This window comes from Paenibacillus sp. CH40 (genome assembly GCF_024213605.1).
Taxonomy (GTDB): domain Bacteria; phylum Bacillota; class Bacilli; order Paenibacillales; family Paenibacillaceae; genus Paenibacillus; species Paenibacillus polymyxa_B.
On sequence record NZ_JANAVQ010000001.1, the window covers coordinates 1240243 to 1256249 of the forward strand.

13 protein-coding genes are annotated in these 16007 nt (G+C 45.4%); 12 read left to right on the forward strand and 1 reads right to left on the reverse strand.

The genetic code is table 11. The annotated features are described in order from the left end of the window. Nucleotides 1-381 precede the first annotated feature (381 nt). From NLX73_RS05475 to NLX73_RS05485, 3 genes are all read left to right on the forward strand, one after another. Nucleotides 382-1683: a hemolysin family protein gene (locus NLX73_RS05475; RefSeq protein ID WP_254325702.1), complete on the forward strand. Its 1302-nt coding sequence runs from the start codon at nt 382-384 to the stop codon at nt 1681-1683. Between the two features lie 212 nt (nt 1684-1895). Then, nucleotides 1896-2903, forward strand: coding sequence for a biotin synthase BioB (bioB, locus tag NLX73_RS05480; protein WP_061828285.1), 1008 nt, complete (start codon nt 1896-1898; stop codon nt 2901-2903). A gap of 36 nt (nt 2904-2939) precedes the next feature. Continuing rightward, complete coding sequence (locus NLX73_RS05485) at nt 2940-4058, forward strand: glycerol dehydrogenase (protein ID WP_061828286.1); 1119 nt, start codon at nt 2940-2942, stop codon at nt 4056-4058. Between the two features lie 442 nt (nt 4059-4500). Here the strand turns inward: NLX73_RS05485 and NLX73_RS05490 are convergent, their stop codons facing one another. Next, on the reverse strand, nt 4501-5733 hold the full coding sequence (locus NLX73_RS05490) for an aminopeptidase (RefSeq protein WP_069289646.1): 1233 nt from the start codon (nt 5731-5733) through the stop codon (nt 4501-4503). Between the two features lie 162 nt (nt 5734-5895). Here NLX73_RS05490 and NLX73_RS05495 point away from each other — a divergent pair, with 162 nt between their 5' ends. The 9 genes from NLX73_RS05495 to NLX73_RS05535 all read left to right on the forward strand — a co-directional run bounded on the left by NLX73_RS05495 (nt 5896) and on the right by NLX73_RS05535 (nt 15892). Further along, nucleotides 5896-6192, forward strand: a complete 297-nt coding sequence (locus NLX73_RS05495) for a hypothetical protein (protein ID WP_061828288.1) — start codon at nt 5896-5898, stop codon at nt 6190-6192. Between the two features lie 127 nt (nt 6193-6319). Further along, entirely contained in the window at nt 6320-7123 is an 804-nt protein-coding gene (locus NLX73_RS05500) for an MBL fold metallo-hydrolase (RefSeq protein WP_254325548.1), read from the forward strand. Nucleotides 7124-7260: 137 nt separating this feature from the next. Continuing rightward, the gene (locus NLX73_RS05505) at nt 7261-8280 is read left to right on the forward strand and encodes an aldose 1-epimerase (RefSeq protein ID WP_013310435.1); all 1020 of its coding nucleotides are present in this window, start codon (nt 7261-7263) and stop codon (nt 8278-8280) included. A 154-nt stretch (nt 8281-8434) separates the two neighbouring features. Further along, the gene (locus NLX73_RS05510) at nt 8435-9136 is read left to right on the forward strand and encodes a FadR/GntR family transcriptional regulator (protein WP_061828291.1); all 702 of its coding nucleotides are present in this window, start codon (nt 8435-8437) and stop codon (nt 9134-9136) included. A 98-nt stretch (nt 9137-9234) separates the two neighbouring features. Beyond that, complete coding sequence (locus tag NLX73_RS05515; RefSeq protein WP_254325549.1) at nt 9235-10779, forward strand: 2-isopropylmalate synthase; 1545 nt, start codon at nt 9235-9237, stop codon at nt 10777-10779. A gap of 164 nt (nt 10780-10943) precedes the next feature. Beyond that, complete coding sequence (fumC, locus tag NLX73_RS05520; RefSeq protein ID WP_025722755.1) at nt 10944-12332, forward strand: class II fumarate hydratase; 1389 nt, start codon at nt 10944-10946, stop codon at nt 12330-12332. Between the two features lie 200 nt (nt 12333-12532). Then, nucleotides 12533-13999: a potassium/proton antiporter gene (locus NLX73_RS05525; protein ID WP_235309733.1), complete on the forward strand. Its 1467-nt coding sequence runs from the start codon at nt 12533-12535 to the stop codon at nt 13997-13999. Between the two features lie 221 nt (nt 14000-14220). After that, the gene (locus NLX73_RS05530; protein WP_254325550.1) at nt 14221-15342 is read left to right on the forward strand and encodes a phosphodiester glycosidase family protein; all 1122 of its coding nucleotides are present in this window, start codon (nt 14221-14223) and stop codon (nt 15340-15342) included. Nucleotides 15343-15349: 7 nt separating this feature from the next. Then, a complete protein-coding gene (locus NLX73_RS05535; RefSeq protein WP_254325551.1) occupies nt 15350-15892 on the forward strand; it encodes a hypothetical protein in 543 nt (180 codons plus the stop codon). Nucleotides 15893-16007 lie beyond the last annotated feature (115 nt).

Consider the following 16007-nt stretch of genomic DNA (forward strand, 5'->3'; position numbering starts at 1 on the left):
ATATATATGAGTCTACATCCTCTGCCAGACGGCAGGGGATGTATTTTGTTTATAATCTTTCTCAAATATAGTAGCTTTCTTGATGGTAAGCGGCGAAAACGAGAGCTTTATGACCTAAATGATAGGGGAGCTGTTTTTTCTGACATTGCTTGTGGTTTGACTGTATAGAGTATAGTTATATAATTAAATATAAGCTGATGAATGATCTAATCATTTATGCGGAATATGGCTTTGGAAGTTGGAGGGAGTGAATGTGTTGGGAAGTTGACGCTGCTTATGATGTGTTATCGTTCTGTCTATGATGAAACTATCCGAAGGAGGTGCGCCTGTCTGCCGTAATGACGGCTGATGGGGAGCATATTGAGTGACCCTTTACCGAGTATGTTTAACTTATTTATTGTTTTTGCATTAGTACTATTGAATGGTTTTTTTGTATCTGCGGAATTTGCCATGGTGAAGGTCAGAGGCAGCCGTATTGAAACATTGGTGGAAGCGGGCAATAAAAAGGCCGTGTACGCCGCCAATATGTTACACAACTTGGACGCTTATTTGTCTGCCTGCCAGTTGGGTATTACACTAGCATCGTTGGGACTAGGATGGATCGGAGAGCCGGCCATCGCACATTTGATCGAACCTGTATTTACAGCCGCTGGATTAGGAGCGGTATATGTGCACGGTACTGCCGTGGTTATTGCATTTATTGTTATTACGATTCTGCATATTGTGTTGGGTGAATTGGCGCCCAAAACGATAGCTATTCGTAAATCTGAGACCATTACGCTGTATTCAGCCATGCTGATGACTTGGTTTTACAAGTTGATGTATCCATTCATATGGGCGTTAAATGGAATGGCGAACAGCCTGCTGCGTTTATTCCGTCTGGAACCGGTATCTGAAAATGACGATTCCGCGCATACCGGAGATGAAATACGCATTCTGATGAAAGAAAGCAATAAGAGCGGACTAATTGATAATACGGAATTGGCGCTTGTTGATAATATATTTGATTTTACCGACACGACCGCCAGGGAAATCATGATTCCGCGAACTGAGATGATCTGCTTATACAGTAATGAGTCCACAGAAGAAAATCTCGCGATTGCGACGGAAAGCATGAGAACCCGTTATCCAATCTGCGCCGAAGATAAGGACCATATTATCGGCTTTATCCATATTAAGGACCTTCTACGGGCGAACACACTGGATACCCGTACGATGATTCGACCGATTCTTGCTGTCCCTGAATCTACGCAAATTAGTGATCTGCTCAAACGCATGCAGCGTAGCAAGACGCAAATCGCAATTTTGATTGATGAATATGGCGGTACATCGGGTATGGTAACACTGGAAGATATTATGGAAGAAATCGTTGGTGAAATTCAGGATGAGTTCGATCAGGAACGTCCGAGTTGTGAGCAGATTAATGACGAGGAATTTTCCATTGACGGCATGTTATTAATTGATGAAGTGAACGATCGCTTTGGACTGGATCTGGATCATGAGGATTATGATACGGTAGGGGGCTGGCTATACTCACATGTCGAGGTTATTCCTCCACAGCCTGGCCAGACTGTAGTGTTTGAGGGATGTATGTTCACGGTAGAAGAAGTTGAAAACAAGCGGATTTCACGTATTCGGCTGATAAAACAGCCTATTATCTTGGAAGAAGCAGGAGTCTCATAACGGAATACGGAATAAATCTTGAGAGCGACCTTGAACGATGTGGGGTCGCTTTTTAATTTGCCTCCTTTACAGAAAGGACATGAATTGATATGATGTTCGTGTTATTGTCAACCTAAACATAATCGCTTGGGTTGACAATAAAAAAAGGAACTTCCTCTGCGTTGAAAATCTTATCCATTTACATGATCATTAAATTTTGGGAGGCAAGAAGTATGAATTTACTAAACGAGGTTATAGATTGGGGCTTGTTGGCTGAAAAAGCGATCCAAGGCAGCCGTATATCGCTGGAAGAAGGTATGGAGGTACTGGAAGCCGACGATGAGGAATTATTACCGATTATGCAAGCTGCATTTCAGGTGCGACATCACTTTTATGAAAAAAAAGTAAAGCTCAACATGATCATCAATGCCAAAAGTGGCCTGTGCCCGGAGGATTGCGGTTATTGCTCACAATCTATCGTATCCACGGCGCCTGTGAGCAAGTACAGTATGCTGGACAAGGAATCACTGTTGGCTGGAGCTAGGGAAGCAGTAGCGCGGAGAGCAGGGACGTATTGCATCGTAGCTTCCGGCAAAGGTCCAACAGATCGAGAGCTGGATCAGGTGATTGAGGCAGTACAAGAAATTAATCGCACGATGCCGCTCAAAATTTGCGCCTGCTTAGGGATTCTCAAGGGAGATCAGGCACGGCGGTTGGCAGAGGCTGGGGTACATCGATACAATCATAATTTAAATACAAGTAAGGCCAACTATCCTTCGATTACAACCACACATACATACGATCAACGCGTCGAAACTGTGAAAATGGCTCAATCTCACGGAATGTCTCCATGCTCTGGCGTTATTATCGGGATGGGGGAAACGAATGAGGAAATCGTACAAATGGCTTATGCCTTACGGGAGTTAGATGCTGACTCTATTCCGGTTAACTTTTTGAATCCAGTCCCTGGAACCCCGTTGGAAGGAGCAAAGCGAATATCACCTATCCAAGCTTTGAAGGTGCTGGCACTGTTCCGCTTCATCTGTCCATCTAAAGAAATACGCGTTGCAGGTGGACGAGAGTTGAATTTACGCTCGTTACAACCGCTATGCCTGTATGCAGCGAATTCAATTTTTGTAGGAGATTATTTAACGACAGAAGGCCAGGAGGTCACATTTGATCATCAAATGATTGAAGATCTTGGTTTCGAAATTGAGATGTGTGCCCTTTCAACCGTATAATAGAAATTGTACAAACTTGGAAGGGAGAGTTAAACGATGAGCGAAAAAGTATTTATTAGTCCAGGTAAATATGTGCAAGGGAAAAATGTGATTGATAAAACAGGTGAGTATGTTAAGCCATTAGGTCATACTGCCTTGGTTATTGCGGACAAACTGGTTTGGGAGATTGCAGCCGACCGCGTAGTAAAAAGTCTGGAACAGGCTGATATTACGGCGGTTAAAATTGAGTTTCAAGGGGAAGCATCGAAAAATGAAGTCAACCGTATTGCGGATCAGGGACGAAGCGCCCAGGTCGATATTGTCATTGGTGTAGGTGGTGGTAAAACGCTGGATACGGCCAAAGCCGTTAATGAACTACTCGGTTCCTCAGTTGTGATTATTCCAACGACTGCTTCTACAGATGCCCCTACTAGTGCACTATCTGTTTTGTACACCGATGAGGGTGCATTTGATACGTATACCTTTTTCAGTAAAAATCCGAGCCTGATCCTGGTGGACACGAAAGTCATTTCTCAAGCGCCGCCCTTGTTCCTCTCTTCAGGCATCGCAGATGCCATGGCAACGTGGATTGAGGTCCGTGCGGTCATTGAAGCTCGCGCAACGACAATGGCTGGTGGTTTGCCAACCTTGGCGGCAGAAGCCATTGCGTCCAAGTGTGAAGAAGTTCTTTTCGATTATGGTCTGCAGGCCTATGAATCCGTAAAACGCAAAGTCGTCACACCTGCGCTTGAAGCGGTAGTCGAAGCCAATACGTTGCTAAGCGGTTTGGGCTTTGAAAGCGGCGGTTTGGCAGGCGCACATGCGATTCACAATGGTTTTACCGTTCTGGAAGGGGATATTCATCACCTGACACATGGTCAGAAGGTAGCTTTTGGCACCTTAGTCCAGCTTGCTTTGGAAAAAAGACCTTTGTCCGAGGTGGAGCGGTATATTGACTTTTATCTAAAACTCGATCTGCCTGTCACGCTGGAAGACATTAAGCTACAGGAAGCTTCCCGAGAGGATTTGTACCGGGTAGCTCAGGCTGCTACTAAAGAAGGCGAAACTGCTCACAATCTACCATTTGCTGTCACAGCGGATGATGTGCTTGATGCGATTTTAGCGGCTGACCAATATTCACTTGCCTACAAGGCTAAAATTGGACATAAAAGCTAATCTCATACGAAATAATAAAGTAGATTCAAAGGTCGCTGATCAGCGACCTTTTTTCCATTTTTTAACTTGCAACTTATGTTATAAGGTGTATATCTTGGGTCCAATCAACCTTATGTTCCTGTGAGTAAAGTTCCGGGCTGGAGTTGGGCTTTTGTCGTGATCAGCTTGGTTATAGGATTGCTATTTTCGGGGATTTTCGGTGTGTGTATAGGAATATTGGGCAGCATGTTTTACGTGAAATCATCTTTATCCATGCATCAAACCACCAATCGAAGAGTTGTAAATTGTCTTATTGTCTTTTTCATCATCAGCGTGATACAAATTGTTTTTGGAATTGCAGCAAATTCTTGGATTAACACGTTGTAAAATAGATCTAACATAGCATATAGGAAGAAGCAAAAAGGCTCTCACGCATAAAGCGGTGGGAGCCTTTTTTGCCGTGTTAGATCGCCCAATTTCCTTTACGGAAGATAGGTTCCTCAGTACCGTCCTCGGTAACGCCGTTAATGTCCATTTCAGCTGAACCGATCATAAAGTCGACGTGAGTCAGGCTGGAATTCAGGCCGTTGGCAGCCAACTGCTCTTGAGTCATATCCTTGCCGCCTTTAAGGTTAAATGCGTAAGCATTACCGATGGCCAAGTGGTTAGAGGCATTTTCATCAAACAACGTATTATAAAATAAAATATTTTTATCAGAGATAGGTGACTTGTGAGGTACGAGAGCAACCTCTCCCAGATAGTGTGAACCTTCATCCATTTCTACGAGATGCTGAAGAGTTTCCAAACCGGTTTCTGCCTGTACATCGACAATACGTCCATTTTCAAAAGTCAGTGAAAAGTTGTCGATGATATTTCCGCTGTAGCTAAGTGGCTTGGTGCTGCTGACCTTACCGTTCACTCCCGTTTTGAGCGGAGCTGTAAACACTTCCTCGGTAGGCATATTGGCTACAAAAGTATGTCCCTGTTGGTTGACGCTTTCGGCTGCTACCCACAGATGATCTTTTGCCAATTCGATGGTGAGGTCTGTGCCTGGAGCCAGATAATGCAGCTTTTTATAGCGTTTGGCATTTAAAATATCAGCTTTGCTGGAAAGGGTTTTCAAATGCTCTTTCCACGCCTCCACAGGGTTATCCAGATCCACACGCACGGTGCTGAAAATGGCATCCCACAGTTTATCCATTTGCTCAGAAGCTGGCAGATCAGGGAATACTTTGGCAGCCCACTCTGCTGAAGGATAAGCAATCAGAGACCAACTGAATTTGTCGGCCATTTGATACTCACGATATTGACGTAATTCATGTGACCGCACACGCTGGGCAGCAGTAATTCGGCTGGACGGAATTCCCTGAAGCAAATCCGGATTTTCTGCAATGACATGCAGTACAGCTGCGCCATTTTCGACCTCTTCAGTCATTTCGGCTGCGTACCATTTGGGAGCAATATTAAAAGTTTCATCAGGAGCTAGTTCATACTGTAATCGAGTAATAGTCTCATCACTCCATTTTACTGTAACCAGCTTGGCCCCAGCAGTATACGCTGATTTGACGATAAGTCTCACGAGTTCGGCGGACAAAATTGGCGCATGAACGATGAGTGTCTGCCCAGGATGGACATTGGCGCCGACCCGAACGGCTAACTCGGCATATTTTTGCAATTTTTGTTGAAAATCTGACATGTAACTTTCCTCCATTTCACGAAAAGCCTTAAATAAGGCTTGGGTAACTTGCACAGTTTTTTTGCAAATTCCACACATAGCTTATATATTGTACAATGTAACGAAAAGGTTCACAAATCAGTTTTGGTACTATTTAGTGAAAATGAAAGGGCGGATAGATGAATGACAGAGCAAAATTCACCTCAGGAAGTGAAAGAAGTACATATTCAACAGGCTCAAATGACAAAAGATGAGAATGGTGCTTATCTGGGCCAAGTGGTATTTAAAGTAGAGGGACAGAGTTCTGTATATGAAATCACATTCCACAGCAAAAGGGGAAAGGAATGGGATTACAGTCTCCATTTTGCGGGAGAGCCACGGGTGGAGGAAGAGATGCTGCAAATGGATAGCTGGATTGAAGAGAACGATGATTTGTTCGACTATTTGCTAGATACGGCATGGAGCAAATTACCCGAGTAATGTAAACATGGTCTATTTTCGTGACAAGCGGATTATATTTAGCAGTGTCCGCATAATCTGCTGACATGGGGGGAAGCCTAAAGGTCGATATTAACAGGAAATTCCATGTGAATAGGAGGGTGAAGCTTTGGCAAATCATCTGTTCACCGAAGGAATGACGGCAAATGAAGAGGCTGCTCCCGATCTCCTGAGCTTACGGACGCTGTTTGTAAATATGTGTTTTATTGGGGAGCCGGGAAGCCGTTCCTGGGTGCTGGTGGATACGGGGATGACAGGATTTACAGACTCGATCATACGCCTGGCAGAGGAACGGTTCACTGGCCCTCCGATCGCTATTGTGCTTACACATGGTCATTTTGATCATGTAGGTTCGGTTATTGAGTTGGTACAGCATTGGGGTACACCTGTTTATGCACATCCTTTGGAATTACCTTATTTGACGGGAATGAAGGATTATCAAAAACCTGACCCTAGTGTAGGGGGAGGTTTAATGTCGGGCATTTCCTTCTTATACCCTAATGATGCTATAGATCTCGATGATCGCATCACATCACTGCCCCCAGAAGGCAGTGTCCCCGGTGCCCCTGGTTGGAAGTGGCTGCATACGCCAGGACATACACCTGGTCATGTATCGCTTTTTCATGAGCGAAGAAGGTTAATGGTGGCCGGTGACGCTTTTATTACGGTGAAACAGGAATCGGCACTGGCCGTTATTTTACAGGAAAAAGAAATACATGGGCCTCCTGCGTATTTTACGACAGATTGGCAAGCTGCGCAGCGTTCGGTGGAAATGCTGGCCAAGTTAAAGCCTGAGATTGCAGTCACAGGACATGGTCATTACATGCATGGTGCTGAGCTGACAGATCAGCTGGAGCGACTGGCGGGAGATTTTGAGCACATGGCTGTACCCAAACAGGGCCGTTATGTGTAGTGATGTGTGAAGGACGATGCCTTGCGGGGCATCGTTTTTTGTGTGGACGTGGAATTTTTTTGCTTAGCATGGTATAGTCAAGCCAAAAGCTAAACGCTTTCATTAAACATCGTCATTTCATCAAGGAGGATTTTTTAATGACACAACAACATGCTGCAATTGGTGATCTTTATTATGGAATACCGGCGATTCGTCTTAAATTTGGACGATATGAAGCAGTTGCCCTGCCGGGAAACGGCGCAAATCTGATTTCTTTTCGTGACAATGAAACGGGATATTCTTTTCTACGTGAGCCAGATGCTGAGAGCATAGAGGCTTTTAAGCAAAGCCCGTCCGTTTACGGAATTCCTTTCCTGTTTCCTCCGAATCGGTATGAGGATGGAAAATTCCTGTGGAATGGTGTTACATATGAGCTGCCGATAAATGAAGAGGCGACCCACAACCATCTGCATGGCTTTTTACACACTGTTCGGTGGGAGGTTGAGGACTACGGTTCTGGGGAGCAAGGTAGCTATGTGGTAATGAATCAGCATGTAAGGGAAGGACATCCCATGTTCCGCTATTTACCCTTCACCTTTACCATGAAGTTAACGTACAGCCTGGACGAATTTGGCCTGCATCAGCGTTATGTGATCCATAACGAGGGCGATCAACCGATCCCCAACTTATTTGCCTTTCACACAGCGATTCGCGTTCCGTTCGTACCCGATAGCTCGCCTGAGGATTACAAGATTAAGGTCACAATCGGTGAGCGTCGTGAGCTGACGGAACGGTTGTTGGCCACAGGTCAGTTCCAGCCTTTATCTCCGGAAGAGGAACTGCTGAAGACGACGGGAGTTAGTCCTTATTTTGCCTCTATGGATAATCATTACACGGCAGCTCCGCAAAATGGACGCAACTACATGGAACTGACACACAGTAAGACAGGTGCTACCCTCGTATACGATGTAGGCACAGCTTATAAGCATTGGATGATCTGGAATAACAAAGCGAACAAGGAATTCATCTGTCCTGAGCCGCAAATGAACATGATCAATGCACCGAATCGTCCGGACCTGCCAGCAGAGGAGATCGGATTGATTGCACTGGCTCCAGGCCATATTTTTGAAGCAACCAGCCGTTTGTATTGTATTACACCTAATAAATCGAAATCCTAACATTTAAATTTATCCTTATAGGCCTGTATCGTGTCCAACGGTGCAGGCTTTATTTGGGTATGTAAGCACAGGTAAGGACCAATGGGGAAGGAGGACGAAAAAGGTTGCAGAATGACAAGCAGTCGTAGTATGATACGAAACAGGAGATGATCAGATGAATTTTCCTTTTCAAGCCGTCAAACGCAAGCAAATCGCCGATGAAGTGGCTGAACAGCTGCAACGAAAAATTGCTGCTGGTGAATGGAATGTGGGCACTAAGATTCCAACCGAGCCTGAGCTCATGAAGCTATTCGGAGTCGGGCGATCTACAGTACGTGAAGCGGTTAGCGTTCTGGTGCATGCCGGTCTATTAGAGAAAAAGCAAGGACACGGAACTTTTGTTTGCCAACCGACGACTTCTCAAGAGCCATTGGATTACCGTTTAAGCCGTGCTGAAATTATTGAGGTTTATGAAGTGCGGAGTGTGTTGGAACTAGAGATTGCCAGATTGGCTGCATTACGTCGTAATGACGAAGATTTACGCTTAATGCGTGCGGCGTTGGACCGTCGTGCTGCAACTTTGGCCGCTGGAGATTTGACTGGGTACCTAGATGCGGATATCACTTTTCACTTGGCTGTTGCCGGAGCTACACGTAATAAGGTGCTTACAGACGTATATGGCAGCTTTGTAGAGGCCATTCGCAAGGCATTGAACAATCTCATTACCGATCCAGCGATGCAAAATCATTTTACTCTGCAGCATGAAAAAATATATGAAGCAATCCGTGATCAGGATGGCAAGGCTGCCGAACTTTATAGCATTCAACATTTGGACGGCACCAAGCTGGAGCTGCAAAAGCATATGGGAAGTTCATAATTTTTTTATCATTAAACATCAGATGATCAGATGAATATAATGATCTTTGAGCCTTTTACTTGAGCATCTCCTAAAATCAAACCAAAGGTGGTATCTGTATGCGCAAAATATGGGTGTTGGACACAACGTTAAGAGATGGAGAGCAATCACCAGGAGTTAGCTTAACCAGCTCAGAAAAGGTGGAAATTGCTCTTCAGCTGCAAAAATTAGGCGTAGATCGGATTGAAACTGGCTTTCCAGCAACCTCGCCTGGTGAGATTATCAGCATGCAGGAGATTGCCAAACAGGTTACCCAAGCAACACTGGTTGGTTTTGCACGCTCGAAAGAACAGGATATTGATGCAGTCAGAGAGGCGCTACGAGGAGCTGAGGATGCCTGTCTTCATTTGTTCCTGGCTACCTCACCCATTCACCGCCAACATAAGCTGCGAATGGATAAAGCGAAAGTATTAGAGACCGCTGCTGCTGCCATTCGTTATGGACGCAAGTATTTCAGCAAGGTAGAATTTTCAGCAGAGGACGCCAGTCGTACCGAGCTGGACTTTATTTGTGAAGTCGTGGATATGGCGATTCGTGCTGGAGCGACAGTCGTCAATTTACCGGATACGGTGGGGTATGCCTCGCCGGATCAGTTCGGTGAAATGTTTAGAATTGTAAAGCAACAAGTGCCCGGTATCGAAAAAATACAACTCAGCACACATTGTCATGATGATCTTGGCATGGCAACAGCTAACACGCTGGCGGCCATCCGTAATGGTGTAGATCAATTTGAAGGTACCATCAATGGAATCGGTGAGCGAGCCGGAAATACACCTATCGAGGAAGTTGCACTGGCCCTTGATACCAGAACTGAGCTTTATGGTGCACAAACGAGTCTGGTTTTGGAGGAGCTGTATGCCACCAGTCGACTGGTGAGCAAACGTACGGGGATGTCGGTACCGGGAAACAAGGCCATTGTTGGAGCCAATGCGTTTGCGCACGAGTCTGGTATACACCAGGATGGAATGCTTAAAGAGCGTACAACGTATGAGATCGTGTCCCCTGAGCGTATTGGGCTGAAGACGAGTAAACTTGTGTTGGGCAAGCACTCGGGTCGACATGCATTTAAAGAAAAACTGGCGGACATGGGGTTTGATGCTTTGACGGAGGAACAGCTGCAAGAGGCGTTCCGCAAATTCAAGGCCTTGACGGATAAGAAAAAACAGGTGCTAGATGAAGATTTGCACGTCCTGATGGACGAAAGCCGCAATGCCTCACCTCAAATGTACACACTGGATTCCATTCAGGTGTCTTATGGCAATCAGTCGGTTCCAGTCGCATCCATTCGGTTGAGTAAACAAGATGGGACAGCAATTGATGAAGTAGCAATGGGTAACGGTTCTGTAGATGCGATTTTCCATGCTATAGACAAGGCCAGTGGTGAAGAGGTGGAGTTGGAGGATTATTCGATCCAATCTGTAACATATGGCAAAGATGCGTTGGGGGAAGTACACGCTATTTTGAGGCAAGGTGAGTACACAGCTCTGGGAAGAGGCACAAGTACTGATATTTTGGAAGCTAGCGCCAAAGCTTACATCGATGCGCTGAACAAGCTACTGGGCAGAAAAGAAGTCCATGGCAAAAGCAATATCACCATTAGTTGAACCTAGTAGCCATGCTTGTAAATGAAATTTCCTTTCGCCTCCTCTGGCCGCATCGTAAAAAAGCGCTTGCAAAATAAATGATAACATTTGAAATTTAATGTATAATAGGCAAGAGAGAGCACCATATTTTGTCTGAATTACATAGGCCAAGAGGAGGAAATGAGTTGAACTACCGCATCGAAAAGGATACGTTGGGCGAAATCAAGGTACCGGCAGACCGTCTGTGGGGAGCGCAAACACAGCGCAGCAAGGAAAATTTCCCGATTGGCTCGGAGAAAATGCCATTAGAGGTCATACAGGCGTTCGCGGTGCTTAAAAAAAGCGCGGCGATCAGTAACTATAAGCTGGGTAAGCTATCACAGGAGAAGCAGGACGCCATTATTTATGCAGCAGACGAAATTCTCGCAGGGCGGGTTGATGACCATTTCCCGTTGGTTGTATGGCAGACAGGAAGCGGTACGCAGTCCAATATGAATGTAAATGAAGTGATTGCTCATCTGGGAAGCCAATGGTTACAAGAGCAGGGAAAAGATACGAAGCTGCATCCCAATGACGATGTAAACATGTCGCAAAGCTCAAATGATACGTTTCCTACGGCGCTTCATGTAGCGGGTGTCATTGCAGTGGAGGACCGTTTGTTGCCTGCCATTGATAAGCTGAAAGAGACTTTTCAACAGAAGTCAGAGCAATTCAAGGATATTATAAAAATTGGACGAACCCATTTACAAGATGCGACACCGCTTACTCTGGGGCAGGAAATAAGCGGCTGGTATGCTATGCTGGACAAGAGCAAGCGAATTATCATCGACACGGTGCAATACATGAAGGAGCTGGCGATTGGCGGAACCGCCGTGGGGACAGGAATTAACGCTCATCCAGAGTTCGGCTCCCGAACCTCTGCAGAAATTTCTAGTTTCACTGGCAAAACGTTCACTTCCGCACCCAATAAATTTCATGCACTGACCAGCCACGATGAAGTGGTGGCCGTACATGGAGCAGTCAAAGCGCTCGCGGCTGATTTGATGAAAATCGCCAATGATGTTCGCTGGCTGGCAAGTGGTCCGCGTAGCGGCTTGGGCGAAATCACAATTCCTGCTAACGAGCCAGGTAGCTCCATCATGCCAGGTAAGGTGAATCCGACTCAAAGTGAAGCACTGACGATGGTCGTTACGCAAGTAATGGGTAATGATGCAGCTATCGGCTTTGCTGCGAGTCAGGGTAATTTTGAACTGAACGTGTTTAAGCCAGTAATCATCTACAATTTTTTGCAATCTGTTCATCTGCTGGCCGATTCCATGATTGCTTTTAACGACAACTGTGCGATTGGCATCGAGCCTGATCTCGCTAAAATTGAGCACAATTTGAATAATTCGCTGATGCTGGTGACGGCATTGAATCCACATATCGGATATGAAAATGCCGCTAAAATCGCCAAACTTGCACATGCAGAAGGGCTGTCCCTAAAAGAGGCGGCACTCCGCAGCGGACTGTTGACTGAAGAACAGTTCGATCAATATGTTGTACCTGCGCATATGATTCATCCTAAAGCCTAAAGCACGACGATAGTCTCTGCTTAAGCCCTATAAAAAATATACAAACCAGCTCATGGAGTGCGATTTAGCACAAACCATGAGCTGGATTTTTTGATTTTATTATATATTTTTTTATTTAGGATTAGTATTCTGTGTGATTTGAGGGTATATAGATAGAAGGCGAAAAATTGAACATCTATTTTCAAGATAGGAGAAGCCGTATGGAACAGACAACCGTTATTAATTTGATTGTACTTTTGCTGTCCGGCTTGCTGCTGGTCGGCGTGCTGACTACCAAATTTTCCAGCCGTTTCGGTATGCCTGCGCTCGTTTTGTTTATTGCCGTAGGTATGGTGCTCAGTCAGTTTATTTATTTTGATAATGCCTTTATCACACAGCTGGTGGGCATTCTCGCGCTCATTGTAATCTTGTTTGAAGGCGGGATGCAGACAAAGTTTGCAGATGTTAAGCCGGTTATTCGACCTGCATTGTCATTATCAACGTTAGGGGTCATCATTACGACCGTAGTCATTGGCGTATGCGCCAAGTTTATTTTAGGCGTAAGCTGGATGGAATCCATGCTGTTTGGCGCTATTGTCGGATCGACCGATGCGGCGGCCGTGTTTTCCGTTCTAGGAGGTAAAAACATCAAAAAACGAATTACCTCAACGCTCGAAGCGGAATCCGGCAGTAATGACCCGATGGCTGTATTTCTCACAGTAACATTGATTGAGCTGATACATCACCCTGAGCAATCCATTTGGATACATATCTTGTTATTTTTATGGGAAATGGGTTTCGGTTTAGTCGTTGGTTTTGTACTCGGACGTATCGGTGTATATGCGATTAATAAAATGAATTTTGATTCCTCCGGTTTGTATCCTGTGATGGCGCTGGCATTTGCGGTCTTGACGTATGCTGCGGCATCATTACTGGAGGCAAGCGGATTGCTGGCGGTTTATGTCATGGCCATCGTATTGGGGAATTCGGATTTGACCTACAAGCGATCCATTATCCATTTTAACAATGGTTTCGCCTGGATGGTGCAGATTATGATGTTTGTCCTGCTCGGGCTATTGGTCTTTCCCGATCAATTGCTGGGCATTGCGTGGCAAAGCTTGGCGCTCTCCTTCATCCTCATGCTCGTGGCTCGTCCAATAGGCGTATTCCTAAGCTTACTTTTTTCCAGGTACTCTGTGCGCGAGAAGACACTGTTATCCTGGGCAGGACTGCGGGGGGCGGTACCTATTGTACTAGCAACCTATCCTTTACTGGATGAGATGGATGTAGGACCCTTGTTTTTTAATGTTGTATTTTTCGTCGTGCTCACTTCTGCGATTATTCAAGGTACCACTATTTCGTGGCTAGCGGTGAAGCTTGGCTTGATGGACCCTAACGAGACGTCATCTCCTTCACTGCTGGAATTAGTTTCTCTGGGAAAAACCACTTCGGAAATCAACCACATTCAGGTACAAAAAGGGATGTCGATTGCGGGCAAAGCGATTCAGGATATACAGTTGCCTGAAGATATTTTATTCACAGCCATAATTCGGAACGAGCAAATTATTGCCCCGAGAGGCACGACGGTGATTGAACCGGGCGATACATTGTATGTGCTTAGTCCCAAACTCAAGCGACAGCAGATGAAAGAACTGTTCATGCTGCTCGAACCAGAGGCTGCTCCGTAAAAAGCGTGAGTAGCCTTAGTTACAGTCCTTCACATTCATGTGGAGGACTTTTTCCTGTGTTTTTTTTCAGAGTGGATGAATCTGTTAAAAAATTGACACTATCATTCTACAAAATTAGTTTATGATATTGTCGTTAGATGTCGCTGCCTATCGTTACGGATCATTTGATGGGCCATAGTGATGAATAAGATAGAAGTCACCAATAACAGGAGAGATGATGAATGAAACCGGAAGTCTTGCCAAAGCGTGCAGTAGCTCGCAGGCAGAAAAATAGAAAAAAGAAACGAAAAGGAAAATTCGGTCGTTTTATACTGCGACTGTTGATTGTATTCCTGGTAGCAGGAATAGGGGGTGGTGCGTGGTTGTTCTTAACGTCATCTGGCAAGGACATGCGCTATTTGGCTGCGGATACGCTGATCACGACCCAACATCGTCACTGGGCGAAGTACTTTATCGGTGAAGCAGAGGCGAAAAAACGTGTGGCTGAATATTCGGCCCGTTTTGAAGCGATGGGGGAGGAGAAGGACAGACATACAATCAATCTGCCTGATCTGATACCGACCAAAGTACAACAAACGCCGCTGGTTGAAGTGGAAGAGGTATCGGGCCGTAACTATCATGGCTATGTTATGACGGTTCATGACCCCACTAAAATTCGGCTCGGGGTTCCTTCCAAGGTCGGCCGGGGAGAAAGGGTATCTAGTATGGTCGAGCGTTTAGGGGCTGTTGCTGGCGTAAATGGCGGTGGCTTTGCCGATCCCAACTGGAATGGGAATGGTTTTAAACCGATTGGCGTTGTCATTTCCCAGGGCGAGATATACTACAATGATATGGGCAAAAATGCCTCTGTTCAAATCGTAGGTATTGATAAACAGGGAAAAATGATAGCCGGTCACTATTCGTTGTCAGAGTTGTCCAAAATGAATGTGCAAGAAGCGGTTACTTTTCAACCACGCCTAATCGTGAATGGGAAAGGCTTGATTCGCAATGCAAGCGAGGGGTGGGGAATTGCTCCCCGTACCGCAATGGGGCAAAGAGCAGACGGGGCCATTATATTCGTGACCATCGACGGTCGTCAGCCTGGGTACAGCATTGGTGCCAACTTGTATGATATGCAAAATATTTTGCTTAAACATGGAGCGGTTATCGGTGCTAATCTGGATGGAGGTTCTTCAACAGTGCTCGTCAAGGATAATGCCATTGTGAACAAGCCTTCTTCTGAATACGGAGAGCGGTATTTGCCGACTGCGTTTCTCGTATTTGAGCACCCAGAGACCGTTAGTATCCCGAACATATGGGAAGGTCTGAATCCTGGAGACATTGACGCAGCCAAAAAGAGATAGATCAGGAATGAACAAGAATATACGAGGGAGATCTGACCACAGCGCGCGTGATGCGTTAACTCGTTTAGGCAGACGTTCCGTCCATCCTTATATAAAAGCACATAATCCTAACACTGAGCTTCTGTCCAGTGTCTATATGTTCCCTCAAGGCGAAGCATTGCGCTATTTTACAGTAGGTGGGGATGTGCTGAGTCTGGTTGAAGTGAAGGACGGTTTTCCAGTTGTCACCTATCAAGGGTATGTGGGTGCTCCCTTTGATAAAACATTTACAATGGAATACGATCCGCTGGAGCGTTTTATGGTGAATAAAGCCAAAAATCAGTGGGGAACTTATCCGAAAATAAATAAGCCCCTGATCTACAAGTTTATTACAGGATGGAGAGACAGCAGTACCACTTTCTATGGGCGTATTACTACGGATAAAAAAGAAGAACTGCTGGGTACTACTGGTGATCCGATAACTGGACTCCCGGCCAATACCAAACAAATTATGAAAACCTTCAAGCTGCCGTGGGAATCGCGTACCGATGCCCAGCAGGCGATGAAATAAGTTAAGAGCAGCAATAGCAAATGAAAATATAAGAAGCGCGGATCGTTGAAGTAAAGATACTTCCGGTACGCGCTTTTTTCGATAGGATTTGTATTTTTGTTGCTTCGTGCTTGCG

Bases quoted from the DNA above. Each gene is read 5' to 3' on its own strand.
- NLX73_RS05535 (WP_254325551.1), top strand. From the start codon at position 15,350: ATGAACAAGAATATACGAGGGAGATCTGACCACAGCGCGCGTGATGCG.
- NLX73_RS05530 (WP_254325550.1), top strand. From the start codon at position 14,221: ATGAAACCGGAAGTCTTGCCAAAGCGTGCAGTAGCTCGCAGGCAGAAA.
- NLX73_RS05515 (WP_254325549.1), top strand. From the start codon at position 9,235: ATGCGCAAAATATGGGTGTTGGACACAACGTTAAGAGATGGAGAGCAA.
- NLX73_RS05475 (WP_254325702.1), top strand. From the start codon at position 382: ATGTTTAACTTATTTATTGTTTTTGCATTAGTACTATTGAATGGTTTT.
- bioB (WP_061828285.1), top strand. From the start codon at position 1,896: ATGAATTTACTAAACGAGGTTATAGATTGGGGCTTGTTGGCTGAAAAA.
- NLX73_RS05510 (WP_061828291.1), top strand. From the start codon at position 8,435: ATGAATTTTCCTTTTCAAGCCGTCAAACGCAAGCAAATCGCCGATGAA.
- NLX73_RS05490 (WP_069289646.1), bottom strand. From the start codon at position 5,733: ATGTCAGATTTTCAACAAAAATTGCAAAAATATGCCGAGTTAGCCGTT.
- NLX73_RS05495 (WP_061828288.1), top strand. From the start codon at position 5,896: ATGACAGAGCAAAATTCACCTCAGGAAGTGAAAGAAGTACATATTCAA.
- NLX73_RS05485 (WP_061828286.1), top strand. From the start codon at position 2,940: ATGAGCGAAAAAGTATTTATTAGTCCAGGTAAATATGTGCAAGGGAAA.
- NLX73_RS05525 (WP_235309733.1), top strand. From the start codon at position 12,533: ATGGAACAGACAACCGTTATTAATTTGATTGTACTTTTGCTGTCCGGC.
- NLX73_RS05505 (WP_013310435.1), top strand. From the start codon at position 7,261: ATGACACAACAACATGCTGCAATTGGTGATCTTTATTATGGAATACCG.